The organism is Variovorax sp. DAIF25 (assembly GCF_050711835.1).
Lineage (GTDB): Bacteria > Pseudomonadota > Gammaproteobacteria > Burkholderiales > Burkholderiaceae_C > Variovorax.
This window is the reverse complement of record NZ_CP136636.1, coordinates 1207805-1226742: the sequence shown is the minus strand read 5'-3', so window position 1 is coordinate 1226742 and position 18938 is coordinate 1207805. Positions and strand designations below refer to the sequence as shown.

The window sequence follows — 18938 nt, the reverse complement described above, 5'->3', positions numbered from 1 at the left end:
TTCCACATCACGCAGCCAACCTCGCCGTACATCGGCGAACACCGTCATACACCGCGCTACGCGCTGTCTTCCCAACGCGGCGAAACTATCGCCTTCCCGCCCGCATCACACATGCCGGCCTTTTTCTCGGGAGCCCCTTTGCCCTCATACAACACCAACGCAAGAATCGCCCGCTTCGCCCTGTCGACCTCGGCCGCCGTCATCGGCAGCCTCGCCGCCTACTGGACCCTGCTGGCCACGCGCCAGGGCCACATCCTCTTCAATGCCCGCAAGCGGCCCGTGGTGCATCTGTCGGAAGACTTCTCCACCTACTCGCACCCCGTGCCCGGCGGCATGGTGCGCGGCTACGTCTACCACCCACAGGGCGAGGCGGCCGTGCAGGACCTCATCCTCTACCTGGCCGGCCGCGGCGAGGACGTGCGCGTGACCGCCCAGGCCCTTCACTGGCTGCCCGAGGGCTTCGGCATGGCCGCCATCAACTACCGCGGCGTGGCCGATTCACAGGGCAGCCCCTCGGAGGTCGCCTCCGTGGCCGACGCCGAGCAGTTCGCGCGCCACCTGCGCCGCGCCTTCCCGCAGGCGCGCCTGCACGTCGTCGGCCGCAGCCTCGGCACCGGCGTCGCCATCCAGTTGTCGGCGCGCCAGCCCTTCGAGAGCCTGCAGCTCGTGACGCCCTACGACTCCATGCTCGAAGTCGCGAAGAAGCGCTTTCCGCTCGTGCCGCTGTCGCTGCTGCTGCGCCATCGTTTCAACTCGATCGAGCACAGCAAGGAGGTCGCCGCCAAGACCCAGGTGCTGCTGGCCGAGCGCGACGACGTCGTGCTGCACGAACGCTCGCAGAAGCTCATCGACGCCTGGCCCACGCCCGTGAGCGTGAAGACCGTGGCGAACTCCGACCACCACAACATCATGGGGCTGGAGGAAACCTGGCTGCGGCTGATCGACTTCGCGTTGACGTCGGTGTTGCCGGAGCCGATGGCGGCTTGAGTCGGCGCCTGACGACTGATCGATGCGTGAAAGCCGCCGGTTCTGCCGGCGGCTTTTTTCATTTCATGGCGCAACGACGGCCGAAGTCGGGGGCCGGCTCGCATCTTCAATCGCCCCGCGCAGCGTGAGGGCCGCGGCGTGGATCGTGTCGATGCGGAACATCAGGGCCTGGTTGAGCAGGCGCAGCAAGGCGCTGAGCTCGGTGCGGGTGGGAGCGAGCGTTTCGCAGTCGTGGAGGCTGGCGGGCTCAACCAGTTTTTCTAGCGCGGTGTAGGCGCGGAGGACTTCGTTGAGGTGGTCGGCGTCGTCGCAGGTTTGGAGTGCGAGGGTGCTCAGGTCGAGCGACGTGAAACGAACGAGCGTCGAGGGATCGGAAGATTGCGCGCAGGCGCAAACGGATTCAGCCATTGAGATGGACTCCTAGTTGCGCAGAGGTTCATCAGGCTTCCAAACCCGGTCGCGCCACCTGGCGCCACCTGAGCAGTGTATCTACCTGCAACGAATTTCGTAGCGGCCTCTTACTCGTGTGAGCACAAGAGATAGCCATACAAATACTTGACCCACAGGCAACTATCTTCTGCCACCAACCCCATTTATCCGCAAAGGTAACCGCAAGACACTCCTCCACATCCAAGAAGGAGTCTCTTCATGCCCATCGCCCTACTGGCGCTAACCCTCAGCGCCTTCGCCATCGGAACGACAGAGTTCGTCATCGTTGGCCTCATCCCCACGGTCGCCGCCGATCTAGGCATCGGCCTTCCCTCGGCCGGCCTGCTGGTCAGCCTCTATGCACTGGGCGTGGCCATCGGCGCGCCGGTGCTCACCGCGCTCACGGGCAAGCTGCCGCGCAAGGCGCTGCTGCTGGGCCTGATGGCGCTGTTCACGGTCGGCAACCTGCTGGCCTGGAAGGCACCGAGCTACGAAACGCTGGTGGCCGCGCGCATCCTCACGGGGCTGGCGCACGGGGTGTTCTTCTCGATCGGCTCGACCATCGCCACCGGCCTGGTGCCCAAGGAAAAGGCGGCCAGCGCGATCGCGATCATGTTCACGGGCCTCACGGTGGCGCTGGTCACGGGGGTGCCGCTGGGCACCTTCATCGGGCAGCACTTCGGCTGGCGTGAAACCTTCCTCGCGGTATCGGCGCTCGGCGTGATCGCCTTCGTGGGCAGCTGGATCTTCGTGCCCAACGACATCCGCCACACGGCGCCGGCCTCGCTGGCACAGCAGGCCAAGGTGCTGGCCGAGCCGCGCCTGTTGCTCGTGTATGCCAAGACGGCCATCGGCTACGGCGGCTCGTTCATTCCCTTCACCTTTCTCGCGCCGATCCTGACCGACGTGGCCGGCTTCAGCGCGGGCGCGGTGGGCTGGGTGATGCTGGTCTACGGCGTGTCGGTGGCGGTGGGCAACATCTGGGGCGGCAAGCTGGCCGACCGGCTGGGCCCGATCCCGGCGCTGAAGATGATCTTCGCGCTGCTGGCCGCGGTGCTGCTGCTGTTCAACTTCGCGGCGCCGCACAAGTGGTTTGCCGTGGTGGCGGTGCTGCTGTGGGGCGCGGTGGCCTTCGGCAACGTGCCGGGCCTGCAGGTCTACGTGGTGAAGCAGGCCGAACGCTTCACGCCGCAGGCGGTCGACGTGGCCTCGGGCCTGAACATCGCGGCCTTCAACCTCGGCATTGCCGGCGCGGCCTGGGCCGGCGGCCTGATCGTCACGCACCTTGGCCTGATGCACACGCCCTGGATCGGCGCGCTGGTGGTGCTGGTGTCGCTGGCGCTCACGCAGTGGAGCGGCGTGCTCGACCGCCGCAGCGGCATCCCGGTGCGCGCCTCGGGGCCGGTGCCGGTCGGACACTGAGGCGCGGTGCGCGCCTGCGCCGCGCGACGAGGGCGCGGCGTCTTCTCTTTCCTTTCGCCTTCATTCACCCCTCCATTCACCAGTCGATCGATTCGACCCACGTACTTCTCAACCAAGGACCCAACCATGAGCAACCACGACACCCCCTCCCCCATCCCCGCCTTCGGCCTCGGCACCTTCCGCCTCAAGGGCCAGGTGGTCATCGACTCGGTGAAGACCGGCCTCGAGCTCGGCTACCGCACCATCGACACGGCCCAGATCTACGGCAACGAAGCCGAGGTGGGCCAGGCCATCGCCGAGAGCGGCGTGGCGCGCAGCGAGCTGTTCGTCACCACCAAGATCTGGACCGACAACTACGCCAAGGACAAGCTGGTGCCCAGCCTCAAGGAGAGCCTCGCGAAGCTGCGCACCGATCACGTCGACCTGACGCTGATCCACTGGCCCTCGCCCGGCAACGCGGTGCCGGTGGCCGAGTTCATGGGCGCGCTGGCCGAGGCCAAGGCGCAGGGGCTCACCAAACGCATCGGCGTGTCGAACTTCAACATCGCACTGATGAAGGAAGCCATCTCGGCCGTGGGCGCGGCGCAGATCGCCACCAACCAGGTCGAGCTGCACCCCTACCTGCAGAACCGCAAGGTGGCCGAGTTCGCGCAGAGCCAGGGCATCCACATCACCTCGTACATGACGCTGGCCTACGGCAAGGTCATCAACGACCCCACGATCGAGGCGATCGCCAAGGCGCATGGCGCGACCACGGCGCAGGTGGTGCTGGCCTGGGCGATGCAGCTGGGCTATGCGGTGATTCCGTCGTCGACCAAGCGCGCAAACCTCGAGAGCAATCTGAAGGCGCAGCAGCTTCGGCTCAGCGACGCGGAGATGGCGCAGATCGCGGCGCTCGACCGTGGCGAGCGGCTGACGGATCCGGCCGGGCTGTCGCCGGCGTGGGACTGAAACAACGATTTCCCTGACGAACGCCGAGACGGCTCATCCAAAAGGAGGAGTAGTCCCCGTCCCACCGGCTTCCGTGTCGTTGCGCCTTGCATGCCTCTATATGATTTCTTAGGTATCAATTAGCAACAAAAGCAATGAGCCTCGAAGCTTCACCGGATCGCGCGCTGTCGCGCCTGACCTTGGCCCTGGGAGTGGTCGTCGCAACAGCGCTCGCCGGATGCGGCGGCGGCGGTGGTGGGGGCGGAGGGGGTTTCCCGATCCTGCCCAGCGCACCCGCGCCAGCCCCCTCGGCGCCTCCTCCACCGCCCCCTCCCCCGCCCGCGCCGCCTCCGGCAGCCGCCTCCTATTCGATCGGCGGCACGGTCTCCGGCCTCACGGGACCCTTGCGCCTGCGCCTGAACGGCATCGACGAATTCACCGTGAACGGCAGCGGCTCCTTCACCGCACCGATCGCCGTGATCGAGAACAACCCCTACGACATCACGCTCGTCGAGCAGCCGGTCGGGTTCACCTGCTCGGTCAACAGCGGCACCGGCACCGCCAAGGCCCCCGTCACCAATGTGAAGGTGACCTGCTCCCAACTCCTGTACACCGTGGGCGGAACCGTCACCGGGCTCAAGGGCAACGTGGTGCTGCACAGCGATGGCTCCGCCACGGACCTGACCGTCAGCACCAACGGCGCCTTCACCTTCCGCGACTCGTTCCCGCACGGCTCGAGCTATGCGGTCAGCGTAAAGACCATGCCCGCGACCCAGAGCTGCGTCGTTTCGAACGGCTCCGGCAGCGTCACCGCGAACGTCACAGCGGTCGCGGTCAATTGCACCGATACCGTGGTCCCGGTGCCGTCGGCGCCAAAACCGATGAACGTTGTGTCCTATGGCGTCAAGGCCTACAACTTCTCGTGGGAAGCCGTGCCAGGCGCCACGTACTACAAGATTACTCAGGACGTGGGAGGTGAACCGCTCGTGGTGATTGGCGACAACATCACGGGAACCACGTTCAGCGCTCAGAACGTGTTCTTGATGGACATCAACTCCACTTTGTTCAACTTCAGATTGCAGGCCTGCAACACGAGCGGATGCAGCGGTCCTTTCAATACCGCCGCCCTGACTCCCGTCGCGAATGACGCCATCGGGTATCTGAAGCCATCTACCGGTTCGACGGACAACCTGCAATACGGCCAGTCGGTCGCCTTGTCCAAGGACGGCAACTGGCTCGTGGTAGCGGCGACCTCGGTGTCCCACGCCGGTTTCATCGAAATCTATTCCCGCCGCAGCGGACAGTGGGCATTCGAGACGCGCCTGAAGGCATCCAACGCAGAGGTCGGAGACAACTTCGGCAGCTCGTTGTCGGTCTCGAAGGATGGCAGCACCATTCTGGTGGGAGCCTCCGGGGAGTCCAGTTCGGCAGTCAAGGTGGGCGGTGACAAGGCCGACAACACGGTGCTCGAATCGGGCGCTGCCTATCTGTTCGAGCGCACGGGCACCACTTGGGCCGAAGTGGCGTACCTGAAGGCAGCCACCTCGGAGCGGCAAGAAAAGTTCGGGGCGGCGACCGCGCTGTCCGCCGATGGCTCGATCGCATGGGTCGCCGGCAACGGAAGCTCGGTGCATGGCTATCGCAAGCTTGCCGGCACCTGGAGCTACTTCAATTCCGCCGCGACCTCGATCCCCGGAGAAGGCCGTTCGCTCGCAGTTTCCGACGACGGCTCGACGCTCGCCGTAGGCATGCCGTCGGATCCCAGCGGATCGCAAATTACTCCCGACACGACTGCTCCGAATTCAGGTGCGGTCCTGGTACTCGAATGGACGATTCCCACGCTGAGGAAGACGCACTACGTGAAGGAGAATGACCCGCATGCCGGCAACCGGCTGGGAACCTCGGTGGCGATATCGGCAAATGGCCGCGTGATCGCCGCGGGCGTGCCGGGCCGCAAGGTGAGTACGGAGAACCTCGCCGGCGGCGTGGCTGTCCTCACCTACTACGACGTCGTTTCGGAATATGTGCCGGACGCGTATGCCTTTGCAGTGCAGCCCAAGAGCGGCGCCGAATTCGGCCGGTCGGTGGCCTTGTCTTCCGACGGCAAGGTGATGGCTGCAGGAGGCCCCTTCACGAGTGCCGGCTCGGCGGGTATCGACGCTGACCTTGATTACTCCGCACCCAACAGAGCCGGCGTCGTCATCCGTTTCGCTCATTTCGGAACGACTTGGCGCAGTACTGCGGCTGCAACGGGCAAGGTTCTCGACAACAACGACTTCCTGGGCCAGTCGGTCGCCATCTCAGGCGATGGCAAGACCATCGCTGCCGGTGCACCCGGCGAAGACAGCACAGCCACTGGTATCGGCGGCGACTTCCGGAACAACGGCGGAATCGACGTGGGAGCTGCCTACCTCTACTGACGTGGAGTGCCGCTCTCGGCGAAGCAAGGCAGGGGCGATACACAAGACACGAAGGGCCCGATCCGGCTGTGACAGCCGGGTCGGGCCCTTTTTCTTTTGCCTGAACACACGAGCTGCGTGCGGCGATCGAGGCATGCGCGGGGAAGTGGCCCGTTCGCCAGCCACCATCCCGTCGCCGCACCATCAAGAACCTTCGCTGACGCCACGCGCCGCCGTCGCACGCGCCTCGGCACGCACGGCCTGGCGGTCGACATTGCCGGCCACGACGCGGGCCACGCCATCGCCGCTCACGTCGCCATAGAGGTTGCCGGCACGCGCTGCGGCCACGGCCTGCGAGCGGGCGTCCGAACGGGCGACCTGGCTCTGGAACACCGGCGGCACGCCGGCCTGGGCGGCTTCGCTGTACGGGTCTTCGCTGTGGGCGGCGACCACGGCCTGGGCACGCACATCGGCGCGGCTCGCGGTCGACTGGAACTGCAGCACGCCCTGGTATTGCTCGGCGCTGGCGCCGAGCGAGAACACGGAAGCGAGAACGGCGACGGAGAGGAGGACGGAAGACTTCATGATGGACTTTCTGGAAGGTTGAAGAAGAAGGAGACGGACAGTCGTCAGTGGCTGAAGGAGAGGGTTGTTGCTGCTGACGGAAGTGATTGTTTTAGCGGCACGCCCCTCGCGAACGCGATTGCGTATGCCTGTGTATCCGTGGGGGCGAACGCTCACAGTAAATTTCACGACGGGGGCATCGCAGCCGTGCGGCCGTCCAGGTAGACAGGGCGTTCTACAATCGCCCGCCCATCGGCCCCGAAAGCGCGCCCCATGAAGCTGGTCATCGTCGTCCTCGAAGGGGTCCAGGCCCTCGACGTCGCGGCGCCCATGGACGTCTTCAGCGAGGCCAACCGCTTCCTGAGCGCGCACCAGCAGTACGAGATCACGCTCGTGGGCCTGCAGGCCGGCGGCGTGCGCTGCGCCAACGGCATGCAGCTGCACGTGGGCACGGGCTACCTCGACCACCACGAGCAGCCCGACCTGCTGCTGGTGGCCGGCGGGCCGAACCTGCCCGAGCTGCACGCCTATCCCGCGCCCTTTCTCGCCTGGCTCAACGCCATGGCCGCGGGCTCGCGGCGCTACGGCTCGGTGTGCAACGGGGCCTTTCCGCTCGGCCATGCGGGCCTGCTCAACGGCAAGGAGGTCACGGCGCACTGGCACGACGTGGACCGGCTCATCGCGCGCTTTCCGCGGGCGCGCGTGCGGCCCGACAAGATCTTCGTGCGCGACGGCAAGCTGTTCACCTCGGCCGGCGTGACGGCCGGCGTGGACCTCTGCCTCGCGCTGGTGACCGAGGACTGGGGCCACGAACTCGCGCTGCGCATCGCCAAGCGGCTGATCGTCTACATCCGCCGCGACGGCGGGCAGTCGCAGTACAGCCCCTACCTGGCGGTGGGCCCGAAGGAAGAGACCATCGTGGCGAAGGTGCTGCGCCATGTCACCGAGCATCTGAGCGAGCCGCTGAGCATCGAGCAGCTCGCCGACGCGGTGGGCGTGAGCCGCCGCACCTTCTCGCGCAGCTTCGCGAAGGACGCCGCGATGACGCCCTCGGCCTTCGTCGAGCAGGTGCGCATCGACTTCTCGCGCAAGCTGCTCGAGGAGACCGACCTGCCGCTCAAGACGGTGGCCTTCCGCTGCGGCTTTCGCAGCGCGAACCACATGCGCGTGGTGTTCGCGAAGCGGCTCGACACGACACCGCGCGACTACCGCGAGCGCTTCAACAACGTGGCCTGAAACGGGCCATCAATGGCGCAAACCGCGCCATCGTGGCCCACCGTCGGGCAGCGCCGACTCCTAGACTTTTGCTTCGCCCCCGCCGCTTTCGCGCGGGGGTTCTCAGGAGCGAAAAAATCATCACCACGCACACGCTGAGTCCGGCAGCCCCTCCGCGACAGACCTCCCTTCGCCACCTGCCGGTCAACCTCTTCGCCTCGGTCATGGGCATCTCGGGACTGGCCGGCGCCTGGCACCAGGCCAGCGAGCAGTTCGGCGCGAGCCCGCGCATCCACGCGTCGATCGGCGCCATCGCGGTCGCGGTGTTCGTGCTGCTGTGCCTGGCCTACGCGGCCAAGGCCGTGCTGCATCCGCAGGCGGTGCGTGCCGAGTTCATGCACCCGATCGCGGGCAACTTCTTCGGCACGATCACCATCGCCACGCTGCTGATCTCCTCGGTCGTGGCGCCGGTCAGCGCGCGGGCCTCGCAACTGCTCTGGAGCATCGGCGCCGCGCTGACCGTCGCGCTGTCCTTCACCATCGTGAGCCGCATGCTGCGCGGCAAGGTCGACGCGGGCCATTCGGTGCCGGCCTGGCTGATCCCGGGCGTGGCCACGCTCGACATCACGGTGGCCGGCGGCACCATGCCCATGGCCTGGGCGCGCGAGCTCAACCTGTTCGCGATGGCCGTGGGAACGATGGTCGCGCTGGTGTTCTTCACCATGATCGTGTCGCGGCTGATCCATCACCACGAGAAGCTGGCCAACGAGATGGTGCCCTCGCTGATGATCCTGGTCGCGCCCTTCGAGGTGGGCTTCCTGGCCTACACCAGCTTCTTCCAGCGCGTCGACACCTTCGCGGCGCTGCTCTTCTACTTCGGGCTCTTCGTCTTCTTCACGCTGCTGTTCAAGGTGTTCCGGCGAGGCATTCCGTTCGCGGCCGGCTGGTGGGCACTGAGCTTTCCGATCGCCGCGCTCGCCAATGCCGCGCTGCGCTACGCGCACCACGCCGACTTCCTGCCGCTGACCATGTTGGCGCTCGCGCTGCTGGCCTTCCTGAGCGTGCTGATCGCGGTGCTCGCGGTTCGCACCCTGCAGCTTCTCGCGAGCGGCAGGCTGCTCGCGCCCAAGTGAACAACAACCTCTCGCACCACAAGACCATGAACGACGCTCCATACTCGCCACCCATCGCACCCACCGCCCCTGCCGACGCGACGAGGCCCACGCTTCTGTCGGGCTGGGACGAGGTCGGAAACTGCAGCTGCCTGGACCGTGTCGAGGCCGCGCCCGATCCGGTCGACGAGCACTCTCCGGAACCCCAAATCCCTTTGTCATGACGGAACGACAACTCATCATCCCCGCCTCGATGCAGCGCCTGGCCGAACGCGCGGGCTACGCGCCCGCCGTCAAGGTCGGCGCCACGGTCTACTGCGCGGGCCAGGTCGGCCGCACGCCCGAGCTCGAGGTCATCGCCGACCCCGAGGCGCAGTTCGTCGCGGCCTGGGACAACCTGCGCACGGTGCTGGCCGAAGCCGGCTGCAGCTTCGAGGACGTGGTCGAGATGACCACCTACCACGTCGACATGGCGACGCACATGCCGGTGTTCCGCGCGGTGAAGGACCGCACCTTTCCGCGCGGCCAGTGCGCCTGGACCTGCATCGGCGTGCACTCGCTCGCGCACGCGGGGCTGCTGGTGGAGATCAAGTGCGTCGCGGTGGCGCGCGACGGCCGGTCATAGCGGCAGCTCGAGCGTTTGCCATGCGCGCAGCATGGCGGTCTGCTTGTGCAGGTAGTCGGTCGGTATCGACTGCGATCCCCAGTCGGGAATGCGCGCCGCGTATTCGCCCAGCAGCCAGAGCTGCCGCACCGCCATGAAACGCGGGAGCGCGGCGAGGTCGACATCGGCGACCGGCCGCACTTCGCGATAGGCGCCGATGAAGGCCAGCCATTGGGACCTGGCCTTCTCGCTCATCACGCCATCGGGCATGCGCGGATACAGGCTCCACGGATACACCGCGAGTTCGTAGGCCAGGTAGCCGGGGCCCGCTTCGTCGAAGTCGAAGAACAGCGCCCGGCGCTGCCCCTTCGCATCGGCCGCGATGAAGTTGTTGTAGCCGTGCGTGTCGCCATGGCACAGCACGCGCGAGAGTTCGCCGAAGGCCAGGATGTCGTCGGCGAGGCGACGGCCTATCTCCTCGTACTGCGGGCGCAGCTCGGCCGTCATGGTCGATCCGCGCAGCAGGGCTTCGAGCGGACGGTGCAACAGGTGATCGAGATCGAGGGTGTAGGCGCTGGGCGGACCGTCATAGCTTTCGCCCGCGGCATGCAAGGCGGCCAGCCCGTGCGCGAGCAGCGCGATGTGCTCGACGCTGTCGCCGGTGGCTTCGCCTTCGAGGTGCTCGAAGAGCATCAGCGCGCGCGGTCCTTCGGGGAGTTGCACCCGGATCGCCGCCTCGCCATTGGCCGCGGACAGGCAGCGCGCGACGGCGCAACCGGCATCGGCCCAGTGCGCGAGCGCGGCCGCCTCGAAGGCGATATTGGGCCCGCCACGAAAGCGCTCGGGACTCAGCCGCGCCACCACGCGCCGGCCATCGGCGAAGTCCAGGCGGTAGCTCTGGTTGAAGCGTCCGACCAGGAATTCGCTCGCGACGACTTGGCCCAGGTCGTAGAAGGACTGCACGGACCTCGCGATGCTGGCGGCGGTCGGTGTCGATTGCGCGATATCGATCTGCATGGAGCCCCCGAAAAAGAAAGGGGCGCGATTATGCGGCGACGAACCTGCGGGGAAGCTGAAGGCCGTCAGCCCTGGCCGCCGGCATCGCCCACGGGCTTCAACGCCGCATCGGCCTCGAGGCAGGCCGCCTTCAAGGCCTCGGCCACCGCATCGGGCGCATCGCGCAGTTCGACGATGTCGCGCTCGCCCACGCAATGCCCTTCGAGCCGGATGTAGATGCGCTTGAAGTCGCCGCCCAGTGCCTTGGCCACGTCGCGCAGGCAGTCGGGCAGCGTGGCGAAACCGCTGTCGCGGTAGGAGCTCGGCGGGATCACGCCCTTGGAGCGCGGCGCGCGCACCGAGTAGCCGTAGGCGGCGCCCTGCTCCTTCAGCTCGACCACGGGCTGAAGGGTGCGCTCGACTTCCAGGGCTCGCTTCATCGTCCCAGTGTAAGAGCGATGCGCCGCGGGAAACCAGCTCAGGCGGCGGGGTGCAGCCTCCGCGCGACGATGTCGGTGACGAGCGCCAGCACGATCGCCACGCCACCCACGGCAAACAGCAGCGCATACCCGCCGCCCGCGTGCGCGAGCAGCCACGACATTCCGTAGGCGCCACTGGCCTGCAGTACCGCGAAGCCGGTGGTGGCGCGGCTCCACGCGGGCTTCTGCATCGCGGGGTGATGCGCGAGCAGCTCCTGCACGCGGCCCAGCACCAGCGGCACGATGCCCGGCGTGAAGGCGCCGACCACGGCGCTCGACACGATCAGCCCGCCATGGCCGATGAGGCCGAACGCGGGCAAGGCGAGCGCCGCGGCCTGCAGCACGAAGGCAATGCGCAACGCGGTGGCGAAACCGACGCGGTCGGCGAGCCAGCCGCTGAGCACCGGCCCCACGAGCGCACCGAGGCCGAACACGACCCAGTACTGCGCGCCGACCGCGAGGCCTTGCCCGAGACCGCGCGCGACGAAGTCGACGAGAAAGATCATGTGCGGCACCAGGCCCACGGCATTGAGCGAATAGGAGACGGTGAGCGCGCGCAACGCGCCGGTGGCCGGCTTGCGCGCAGCGGCGGCGTGCGGGGTGGCCACGGGTGCCGGCGCCGCGGCGGGCCAGCCGTTCCATGCGAGCGCGGTGAGCAGCAGGGCCAGCAGCGCGAGGCCGAGCCAGGTCGCGCCCAGCCCCTGGCGCAGCAGCAGCGGCACCAGCGTGCCCGAGGCCGCGATGCCCAGGCCGATGCCCGCGAACACCAGGCCGCTCGCGAGGCCGCGCTGGCGCGGCGGGATGTGCGCGAGCACGGTGGGCGCGGCCAGCACCATGAGCGCGCCGCCCGAGATGCCCGAGACGATGCGCCAGCCGAAGAACCATGCGAAGTCCAGCGGCCAGGCGCAGGCCGCGAGCGAGGCGACGGTGGCGAGCATCATCGCGCGCAGCACGCCGCGCACCGGCCAGCGCGCCGACATCGGGCCGCCGAGCAGTGCGCCCGCGAGGTAGCCCACGAGGTTGGCGGCGCCGAGGTAGGTGGCGGCCGAGGCGTCGAACCAGTGCGCGTCGATGATGGCGGGCAGCAGCGGCGTGTAGGCGAAGCGCGCGAGGCCCAAACCCACGAGCGTGGCGCAGAAGCCCGCGAGGATGGCGGGCCAGTTGGAGGCGGCGCGCGGGTGCGATGCGGTGGCAGTGCGCGCGTCCGCACTGCGAGGGGTGGCCATGATGTGCTCCGGCGAATCGATGGATTCGATGCTACGGATTGCCGGTGCGCGAATGAATCCCTATCCTCGGGCATTCAGTATTTCGCGAGAAGGAAGAATCATGGACCGCATCGACGCCATGAAGGTGTTCGTGGCGGCGCTGGCCGAAGGCAGCCTCGCCGGTGCCGGCCGCAAGCTCGGCAAGTCGCCGGCCGCCGTGAGCCGCGCGATCGCCTTCCTCGAGGCCCATGTGGGCGCCGAGCTGCTGCACCGCACGACGCGCTCGATCCGGCTCAGCGATGCGGGCGAGCGCTATGCGGTGGCCTGCCGACGCATCCTCACCGACCTCGAGGAAGCCGACATCGCGGCGGCCGGCGAACGTTCGGCGCCGCGCGGCCGGCTCACGGTGACGGCCGCGGTCGCGGTGGGCGAGGCACTGCTGCGGCCGATCCTCGACGCCTTCATGAACGCGCATCCCACGGTGTCGGTGCGGCTGCACCTGCTGGACCGCCCGGCCAACCTGATCGACGAGGGCATCGACGTGGCGCTGCGCATCGCGCACCTGGCCGACTCGACGCTGGTGGCGCTGCCCGTGGGCGAGGTGCGCCGCGTCACGACGGCCTCGCCGCGCTATCTCGCGAAGCATCCGCGCATCGCGGTGCCGGCCGACCTCGCCGAGCACCAGGTGGTGGCGATGACGCACTTCGGCATCGACTCGTGGAGCTTCCCGCCCGCAGCCGGCGCTGGCGGCGCCAGCGGTGCCGGCACGATGCCGCGCACGGTGCAGTTCGCGCCGCGCTTCGTGGTCAACAGCCTGCGCGCGGCGGTGGCCTCGGCGGCCGAGGGGCGCGGCGTGCTGCGCTCCTTCTCGTACCACGTGGCCGACGAGGTGGCCGACGGGCGGCTGCGCATCATCCTCGCGCAGGACGAGCCGCCGCCGCTGCCGGTGCACCTGGTGGTGCCGCACGGCCGGCTGTCGGTGCCGAAGGTGCGGGCCTTCGTCGACTTCGCGCTGCCCAAGCTGCGCGCGGGTTTCGCGGACTGGTGCAAGGCCTGCGAGCCCAAGGCCGAGGCCAGGCGCACGAAGCGTCGCAGCGGCTGATTCGCTCGAACGGCGGAAGAGTGATTGCCGAATCGCGGCCATTCACTCTTTGATCGAGCGACTCCACACTTCCTTCCACGGCGCCACCGCATCTTGCGGGGCGCAAATACCGGAAGGACATTCACCATGAGCACCCCCGATTCCCAAGGCGGCAAGGCCCGCACCGCCATCGTCACCGGCGCCAGCAGCGGCATCGGCTTCGCGATCACGCGCCGCCTGCTGGCCGAAGGCTGGAACGTGGTCGGCAATGCGCGCAGCGACGCGCGGCTGGTCGAGGCCGCGCGCCAGTTCGGCGCCGGCGACCGCTTCACCGGCGTGGCCGGCGACATCGCCGATCCGCGCATCGCGACCGCGGCGGTCGAGCATGCGGTCACGCGCTTCGGCGGTGTCGACGCGCTGGTCAACAACGCGGGCATCTTCCTGGCCAAGCCCTTCGTCGACTTCACGCCCGAGGAGGTCGAGCAGCAGATCGCCACCAACGTGAAGGGCACCATCTACGCCTCGCAGGCCGCGGCGCGCCACATGATCGGCCGCGGCACAGGCGCGATCGTCAACATCACGGCCTCGGTGGCACTGCAGCCGCGCAGCAACGTGCCGGCCTTCATGGCGGTGCTGCTCAAGGGTGGACTGAACGCGGCCACGCGCGCGCTGGCGCTCGAGCTCGCGCCGCATGGCGTGCGCGTGAACGCGGTGGCGCCCGGCATCATCGACAGCCCGATGCATGCGCCCGAGACGCACGGCTTCCTCAAGACCCTGCAGCCGGCCGGCCGCCTGGGCACGGTCGACGAGATCGCCGATGCGGTGCTCTACCTGGTGAACGCGGGCTTCACGAGCGGCGCGGTGCTGCCGGTGGATGGCGCGGGCAGCGCGGGCAACTACATCGGTTGAAGGAGAACGCCATGCCCTACGTCAACGTACGCATCACGCGCGACGGTGTCACGCGCGCACAGAAGGCCACCGTGATCGCGGAGATCACCGACACGCTGCAGCGCGTGCTCGGCAAGGACCCGCACCTGACCCACATCGTGATCGACGAGATCGACACCGACGACTGGGGCTATGCGGGCGAGACGACGACGGTCGTGCGCGCGCGGGAGGCGGCGCAAGCGAAGGAAGCGGCGGGTCAGGCCCGTCAGGCCTGAGCCGCCGCCGCGCGGGATCGAGGGACGCGGATCAGCCCGCGTTCTTCAGCGACTGCTTGGCCTTGTCGGCCGAGGCCTTCGAGCGGTTCTTGTGATAGCCCGACTTCACGTTGTTCACGGCCTTGCCGACCGGGCCGCTCTTCTTGGCCTTGCTGTCGGCCTGCTTCTCGTCGATCTTGTGCTGGGCCGCATCGGTCGCCTCGGAGGCGGCCTTGCCGATCTGGGCGTTGGCGGTGCCGGCGGCGAGCAGGGTCAGCGAGGTGGCGAGGGCGAGCAGGGTCTTGTTGATCATGGGAAGGGTCCTCCAGAGGTTGTCGATGGCCCATGGTGATGCCATCGGCGTGCGCGGCCTGTCGGCGACAGCCGCGCATCGCTGGGCGGGCTGCCCTACAGCCTCGCCCCTTCCCGACCCGTGCTACCAGCGCATGCGCACGCCCAGCGACCCATTGATGCCGCTCTGCGTGCGCACCGCGCCGCCCGAAGCCCAGAGCTTGCCGAGCTCGCCGTAGAGGCTGGTGGTCTGGCTCAGCGCCAGCGTGAAGCCGGCCGCGAGCTCGGTGCTCGTGCCGCCGGTGGGCGTGGCGATGCCCGCGCCGGCGCTCGGCGTGAGGTAGCGCGCAACATCGCTGCCGTCGAGGGCCTTGTAGACATTCAGCCGGCCATAGGGCTGCAGGCTGCCCGCGCCGGTGGCCACCGTGCCGCTGACGCGCACGCCGGTGCGCACGATCCAGCCGCTGTCGGGGCGCTGCTGCACCAGCGCACCGGCGATGTTCGCGTCGTCGAGGCTCTGGCGCTGGTGGATCAGCTGCAGCTGTGGCTCGATCTTCCAGCCGCCCTCGCCGAGGGGCACCGACTGGCCGATCTCGAGCGAAGCCAGCAGGCTGCGGCCCTTGCCCGCGATGCCGGCGCTCAGCAGCGGCTGCAGCGTGTAGCGGTGACGCCCGGCCTGCAGCGCGGCATCGGCGTAGAAGCCGCTCTCGGCGGTGTAGGTGCCGTAGAGGCCGAAGTACTGGCTGCGCAGGTCGTTGGAGCCCGCGCCCAGGCCGGCGACGCCGCCCGCGAAACCGCGCACCGCGACATTGCCCTCGAGCTGGCCCACGTAGAGGCCGGCACGCCAGTTCGGCGTGGCCAGCAGGTCGGTGCCGGCCTGGAAACCGTTGAGGCGCCCTTCGCTCTCGGGCGAGACCGGGCCGCGTTGGCGGATGTCGAGGTCGGCCGAGATCACGCGGCCCCAGGCGCGCCGATCGCCACCGGATGGCGCTGCATCGCCCGTGGCGCGCAGGTCGTCGCCGACACGCAGGCGCATGTTGCCGAGCATCGCGAGGTTGCCCTGGCGCAACTGCGCGGGCAGCGCCGCGAACAGCGGGGCCTCGACGCGGTAGGTCGTAAGGCCGAGCGGCGTGGACGAACTCAGGTAGCTGCCGCTGGTGTCGTTGTGCAGCCGGTACTGGAAGGCGCCCGCATCGACATGCTCGTCGGCCAGCACGAAGGCATTGCCCTGCACGCTGGCACCGCCTTCGGTGCCCACCAGCGTCACGCCCTTGCCCAGGGTCGGTGCGCCCAGGCCCGCCACGCTGGCGATCCGCACCGTGGTGAGGCCGCTGGCGATGGCGGTGGAACCGCTGAGCAGCAGCCGGTCGGCGCCGGCCGTGCCGAGGCCGAGCACGCCGTTCTGGCCCACCCACGGACCGGCCACGGTGAGCGTGGTGCCGGGCACGGCCCCCTGCAGCGACACGAGGCCCGCGTTGGTCATGCCCGCGATGCGCTGGCCGTGGCCCGCGAGGTCCAGCACCGCGCCGGACTGCACGCGCATCGCGCTCGCGGCGCTGAACGCGTTGGCGGCACCCGCGCGCAGCGCACCCGCCGCGACGACCGTGTCGCCGCTGTAGCTGTTGGCACCCGCGAGTTCGAACGCGCCCGCGCCGGTCTTCACCAGCCCGCCGCTGCCGCCGATGCGCCCCGCGAAGGCGCTCGACGTGCCGTCGCCGCCGGTGGTGAGCGTGCCCGTGCCGAGCGCCACCTCGCCCGCGCCCGCGAGCGAGCCGATGGTCTGGTCGAAGCCGGCCAGCTCGAGCCGGCCCGCGCTCGCCAGGTAGAAGGCGCTGCGCGGCGAGAAGCTGCCCGCGGCGCCGGCGCGCAGGCCGCCTTCGACCACGCCGGTGGGCCCGGAGTAGCTGCTGCGGCCCGACAGCGTGAGCGTGCCCGTGCCGAGCTTGGCGAGGCCGCCCGGGCTTGCCCCGTCGGCGATGTCGCCCGCCAAGGTGAGGCCGAAGGCCTGGGTGTCGATGTTGCCGATGCCGGACACCGTGATGGCATTGGCCAGCGCCAGCCCGTCGGCCGCGGCCTGCAGGGTGGTGGCATCGGCCATGGCGAGCGTGCCGGTGCCCAGCGCGGTCGAGCTGCCGACGCCGAGCGTGCCGCCCTGCAGCTGCGTGCCACCGGTGTAGCTGTTGTCGCCCGTGAGGATCAGCGTGCCGGCACCGGCCTTCACGAGGCGGCCCACGTAGTCGGCATCGGTCTTGGTCTGCAGCGCGGCGATGCGCGCGCCGCGGATCTCGATCTCGCTGCGGGCCGCCGCGTTGGCGGCCAGGATCGCGTCGCGCTGCGCGCTCACGCTGGCCGTCGCGAGCTCGGTGTCGCTGCGGCCCGCGATGAAGTTGGCGTAGTCGGTCGCGGTGCTGTAGGGACCCGTCCAGTTGGGATGGGCCGCCTCGTACATGCCGAGCAGCACGGCACCGTAGGGGTCGGAGCGCGCGGCCGCGAGCGCGGCATCGAGCCGGGCGGCGGTGTAGAACTCGCGCGTGTTCGACTTGATCGCCTCCTGCAGCAGCGCGCGGCCGCGGACCATGCCGGCGATCAGGTCGGGCGTGGGCGCGCCGGCTTCCGGCACGGCCTGCACCCTGGCCTGCAGCGCGGCCTTGTCGCCGGCCCAGGCGGCGATCTCGGCCGCCTCCTCGGTCTTGCGCTGGCGCCACGCGGCGTCGGAGATGCCGTTGCGCCAGGTGTCGGCGCTGCCGGCCGACAGCTTCGCCGTGAAGGTGCCGAGCAACTGGCCCGGGCCGTCCATGCCCTTCTGCAGGTCGGGAATGCCCCAGCCGAAGTCGGTGTCGGGCTGGTCGGCCGGACCGCTGCCCAGGTGCTTCGAGGTGGTCAGCAGGATGGTTCGGATCTCCTCGTTGCCGAGGTAGGGATAGCGCTCCATCAGCACGCCGACCACGCCCGTGACGTGCGGCGCGGCCATCGAGGTGCCCGAGGACTTGGTGTACTTGTCGTCGCCGGCCACCGAGGCGCTGTTGATGTCCACGCCCGGGGCGGACACGCACCAGTACTTGGCGATGCCGCAGCGGTTGCTGAAGCTCGCGAGCGTGAGGTTCTGGTTCAGCGCCGCGGCCGTGACCCAGCTCTTCTCGAGCTCGGGCTGGAAGTAGGGCAGCGCGGAGCGGATGTTGACGTTGGCCTTGCCGGCATTGCCGGCCGCGAACACCTGCATCACGCCGGACTGCCGCGTCACGTCGGCCGCCGCTTCCAGCCAGGACTTCTTGCCGGCGCCGTTGATGCGCGCATAGGCCTGCACCAGGCCGGCCACGCTGCCGTAGTCGTCGGCGCCCGGCGGCGAACCCCAGCTGCTGTTGATGACGCGCACGCCGGCCGCGGCCAGGTTGCCGTAGGCGGCGTGGAAGTAGTTGTAGTCCATGTTCGATCCGTAGATCGAACCGTCGGTGCCGTTGGAATTGCTGATGTAGTACTGGCTTGCGAAAGCCACGCCCATCATGCCCAGGCCGTTCTTCGCGGCGGCGATGGTGCCCGAGACGTGGTTGCCGTGGTTGTCGTTCACGCCGGGGATGTAGCTGCCGGGCACCGGGTTGCGCAGGAAGGGATCGCCGGCCTTCCAGGTGTCGCCGCCGCTCTCGAGCTGCCGGCCGTCGTTGGCATAGGTGCCCGACACCACCACGCCCGTGATGCCGCGGCTCGCGAACTCCTGGTGCGTGGGCAGGTAGCCGGAGTCCACCGCGCCGGTCTTCACGCCCGCGCCGCTGAAGCCCAGCGCATAGGCGAACTGCGCGTTCAGAGCGCCGAGGCCCCAGTCGGACTTGAACTCCGCGGCATTGGCCCAGGTGGCGGCGGCCGCGCCGAGGTCGCTGCTCCTGGAACCGTCGTAGTTCAGATAGCTCTGCGCGCCGGCCTGCAGGGACAGGACCGAGCCGAACGCGAGCGCCACGGCGGCATGGATGCTGTGCTTTTTAAAACTGGAGTGCGCATCCCGTCGACCGTTTTTGCATTTATGCATTACATATCTCCCAAAAGTGAACTGCCTGGAGGCAGGAAATCGCCACCGTGTTGCGTTGGCGGCT

17 protein-coding genes are annotated in these 18938 nt (G+C 68.8%); 10 read left to right on the top strand and 7 right to left on the bottom strand.

Features of this window, described 5'->3' with window-relative positions:
- Nucleotides 1-138 precede the first annotated feature (138 nt).
- On the top strand, nucleotides 139-987 hold the full coding sequence (locus tag R0232_RS05550; protein WP_431511493.1) for an alpha/beta hydrolase: 849 nt from the start codon (nucleotides 139-141) through the stop codon (nucleotides 985-987).
- Nucleotides 988-1050: 63 nt separating this feature from the next.
- Here R0232_RS05550 and R0232_RS05545 read toward each other — a convergent pair whose 3' ends face one another.
- The gene (locus R0232_RS05545; RefSeq protein WP_431511492.1) at nucleotides 1051-1395 is read right to left on the bottom strand and encodes a hypothetical protein; all 345 of its coding nucleotides are present in this window, start codon (nucleotides 1393-1395) and stop codon (nucleotides 1051-1053) included.
- Nucleotides 1396-1635: 240 nt separating this feature from the next.
- On the opposite strand from R0232_RS05545, the gene R0232_RS05540 reads away from it, so the two are divergent.
- The 3 genes from R0232_RS05540 to R0232_RS05530 all read left to right on the top strand — a co-directional run bounded on the left by R0232_RS05540 (nucleotide 1636) and on the right by R0232_RS05530 (nucleotide 6188).
- The gene (locus R0232_RS05540; protein WP_431511491.1) at nucleotides 1636-2838 is read left to right on the top strand and encodes an MFS transporter; all 1203 of its coding nucleotides are present in this window, start codon (nucleotides 1636-1638) and stop codon (nucleotides 2836-2838) included.
- Nucleotides 2839-2964: 126 nt separating this feature from the next.
- Nucleotides 2965-3789, top strand: a complete 825-nt coding sequence (gene dkgB / locus R0232_RS05535; protein WP_431511490.1) for a 2,5-didehydrogluconate reductase DkgB — start codon at nucleotides 2965-2967, stop codon at nucleotides 3787-3789.
- Nucleotides 3790-3923: 134 nt separating this feature from the next.
- A complete protein-coding gene (locus R0232_RS05530; RefSeq protein ID WP_431511489.1) occupies nucleotides 3924-6188 on the top strand; it encodes a hypothetical protein in 2265 nt (754 codons plus the stop codon).
- 183 nt (nucleotides 6189-6371) lie between these two features.
- Here the strand turns inward: R0232_RS05530 and R0232_RS05525 are convergent, their stop codons facing one another.
- Nucleotides 6372-6752 (bottom strand): hypothetical protein, encoded by a 381-nt coding sequence (locus tag R0232_RS05525; protein WP_057597225.1) that lies wholly within the window; start codon nucleotides 6750-6752, stop codon nucleotides 6372-6374.
- 252 nt (nucleotides 6753-7004) lie between these two features.
- Between R0232_RS05525 and R0232_RS05520 the strand changes: the two genes are divergently transcribed.
- The 3 genes from R0232_RS05520 (at nucleotide 7005) to R0232_RS05510 (ending at nucleotide 9683) form a co-directional block, all read left to right on the top strand.
- Nucleotides 7005-7967, top strand: coding sequence for a GlxA family transcriptional regulator (locus R0232_RS05520; RefSeq protein ID WP_431511488.1), 963 nt, complete (start codon nucleotides 7005-7007; stop codon nucleotides 7965-7967).
- Between the two features lie 203 nt (nucleotides 7968-8170).
- Entirely contained in the window at nucleotides 8171-9079 is a 909-nt protein-coding gene (locus R0232_RS05515) for an SLAC1 anion channel family protein (protein ID WP_431511487.1), read from the top strand.
- Nucleotides 9080-9278: 199 nt separating this feature from the next.
- Nucleotides 9279-9683, top strand: coding sequence for a RidA family protein (locus R0232_RS05510; protein ID WP_431511486.1), 405 nt, complete (start codon nucleotides 9279-9281; stop codon nucleotides 9681-9683).
- Here the strand turns inward: R0232_RS05510 and R0232_RS05505 are convergent.
- The 3 genes from R0232_RS05505 to R0232_RS05495 all read right to left on the bottom strand — a co-directional run bounded on the left by R0232_RS05505 (nucleotide 9678) and on the right by R0232_RS05495 (nucleotide 12363).
- Nucleotides 9678-10679, bottom strand: a complete 1002-nt coding sequence (locus tag R0232_RS05505; protein ID WP_431511485.1) for a phosphotransferase enzyme family protein — start codon at nucleotides 10677-10679, stop codon at nucleotides 9678-9680. The two genes, R0232_RS05510 and R0232_RS05505, sit on opposite strands and share 6 nt — an antisense overlap.
- Before the next feature lie 65 nt (nucleotides 10680-10744).
- On the bottom strand, nucleotides 10745-11098 hold the full coding sequence (locus tag R0232_RS05500) for a hypothetical protein (protein WP_431511484.1): 354 nt from the start codon (nucleotides 11096-11098) through the stop codon (nucleotides 10745-10747).
- Nucleotides 11099-11136: 38 nt separating this feature from the next.
- Nucleotides 11137-12363: a YbfB/YjiJ family MFS transporter gene (locus R0232_RS05495; RefSeq protein ID WP_431511483.1), complete on the bottom strand. Its 1227-nt coding sequence runs from the start codon at nucleotides 12361-12363 to the stop codon at nucleotides 11137-11139.
- 100 nt (nucleotides 12364-12463) lie between these two features.
- On the opposite strand from R0232_RS05495, the gene R0232_RS05490 reads away from it, so the two are divergent.
- From R0232_RS05490 to R0232_RS05480, 3 genes are all read left to right on the top strand, one after another.
- On the top strand, nucleotides 12464-13444 hold the full coding sequence (locus R0232_RS05490) for a LysR family transcriptional regulator (RefSeq protein WP_431511482.1): 981 nt from the start codon (nucleotides 12464-12466) through the stop codon (nucleotides 13442-13444).
- Nucleotides 13445-13570: 126 nt separating this feature from the next.
- Entirely contained in the window at nucleotides 13571-14332 is a 762-nt protein-coding gene (locus tag R0232_RS05485; RefSeq protein WP_431511481.1) for an SDR family NAD(P)-dependent oxidoreductase, read from the top strand.
- Nucleotides 14333-14343: 11 nt separating this feature from the next.
- Entirely contained in the window at nucleotides 14344-14586 is a 243-nt protein-coding gene (locus tag R0232_RS05480; protein WP_057593911.1) for a tautomerase family protein, read from the top strand.
- A gap of 31 nt (nucleotides 14587-14617) precedes the next feature.
- On the opposite strand, the gene R0232_RS05475 is transcribed toward R0232_RS05480, so the two are convergent.
- Entirely contained in the window at nucleotides 14618-14875 is a 258-nt protein-coding gene (locus tag R0232_RS05475; RefSeq protein ID WP_395352988.1) for a hypothetical protein, read from the bottom strand.
- A 126-nt stretch (nucleotides 14876-15001) separates the two neighbouring features.
- Nucleotides 15002-18805: an autotransporter outer membrane beta-barrel domain-containing protein gene (locus R0232_RS05470; protein WP_431511480.1), complete on the bottom strand. Its 3804-nt coding sequence runs from the start codon at nucleotides 18803-18805 to the stop codon at nucleotides 15002-15004.
- Nucleotides 18806-18938: the final 133 nt, after the last annotated feature.